The 1,427-nt window shown below is 50.3% G+C and carries 1 protein-coding gene; it reads left to right on the top strand.

The window, feature by feature from the left end; genetic code table 11:
* Window positions 1–130 precede the first annotated feature (130 nt).
* A complete protein-coding gene (locus QN347_RS19220; RefSeq protein WP_322161336.1) occupies window positions 131–1,363 on the top strand; it encodes a class I SAM-dependent methyltransferase in 1,233 nt (410 codons plus the stop codon).
* Window positions 1,364–1,427: the final 64 nt, after the last annotated feature.

Raw genomic sequence — 1,427 nt, 5'->3', positions numbered from 1 at the left:
CCTGAATCAATGACTTGGGCTGGCGTCAAGCTAACCCGCTGATACCACTCAACTTAGTTTCGGATCGGGCTCTTAGAAGAAACTTTGCAATCGAAGATGCTAAAGAGCATAAGGACGACAAAATCGGTCAATGCCGATTATGCGCCGTGGGAGAAAAAGAATACGTCGTCTTGTCCCAGCCGTTCTAGAAAAGCTGATCGATGAACAGCGTGTCCTTTGCCCTGTCGATCGAATTCCGTTGTTTTTTGACAAAGAGATTGTCAGTTCGGGGCGATCAAACTGGCGCATTAAAAATAGAAGCCTCGATTTATATGGTCGATATAACGGAGAGCCGATTGTTCCTGACATCCATTTTTCACGAAAGGTTGCTCAGTCGCTTGGGTTCGGAGAGGAAGCACTACAACTTGTCGCCTCCGCCGTTGCCGACACTAGCCTCATAGCGGGGGAATCGTCTTACACTGCTGAAATCGCCGATCTAGCAGATCGCCTTGGCCTCCACTGTGAGCCCGAAACAGCACCCGAGACGCCAGTCATTGACAATCTATCGGCGAAAGTCTCGTTTGTTGGCGCTTATGTCGGCCCGACAATGCCGGTTGGCACCAACCTGACACGCAGCGTGCGAATCAGGAACGATGGCCCCGCAGCCATCAATAGCAGTGGCGAAAACGCCGTCTATATTTCATATCATTGGCTCGATACCAAAGGCAAAGTTGTTCATTTCGAAGGATTACGCTCACCGCTGCCCGTTGATCTATTGCCGGGAAATTCGGTAACGGTGATTTGTGACATCCGCACCCCACGCCAAGGCGGAAATTATCAAATTATATTTCAATTAGTTATCGAAGGGGTGCGGTGGCTCGAAGAGTCTTGCCTAACGATACCAGTCACATTGAACAACATCGACACGACTTCTACTCTCTTTAACTATACCGACCATGATGCCAGCTATGCAGACGATCACAAGGTTGGCCTAGCGATGGTCGAAAATCAGCTAGCTACAATCTCAGGTAAAAAGCGTGTTTTAGAGGTGGGCGGCGGTATACACCCGCAATGCCATATCCTGCGAGATAGCGACATCGTATCCATCGATATAAGCTCGCCGCTGTCACAATTAGGGCAACTCTACTTCGACCATGTTCTGCCGCACGACAGGATAGCCTTTATCGCATGCGACGCGCACGAGCCTCCCTTCGCCGAGGAGACGTTCGATGCGATCACAATCTTTTCCGCGCTTCATCACTTCGCAGACCCTGTTAGACTGCCCGCCAACTTGCGGAAGGTGCTCAAGAAAGGCGGCTTTATCGCAACGCTGTGCGAACCGTGCAAACCGCAAAGATACGACGTGGATTATCTTAGAGTCTGATTCATAATTATTCGGGGTGATATCATAGTCTTGCGATGCGGCGTGCAAAGAGCTGGATCGAGGC

It is taken from the genome of Sphingomonas sp. 10B4, assembly GCF_035019905.1.
GTDB classification, from domain to species: domain Bacteria; phylum Pseudomonadota; class Alphaproteobacteria; order Sphingomonadales; family Sphingomonadaceae; genus Sphingomonas; species Sphingomonas glacialis.
Note: the sequence above shows the minus strand (reverse complement) of the source record. Positions and strands in the feature narration are given on the sequence as shown.

Bases quoted from the DNA above. Each gene is read 5' to 3' on its own strand.
- QN347_RS19220 (WP_322161336.1), top strand. From the start codon at position 131: ATGCCGATTATGCGCCGTGGGAGAAAAAGAATACGTCGTCTTGTCCCA.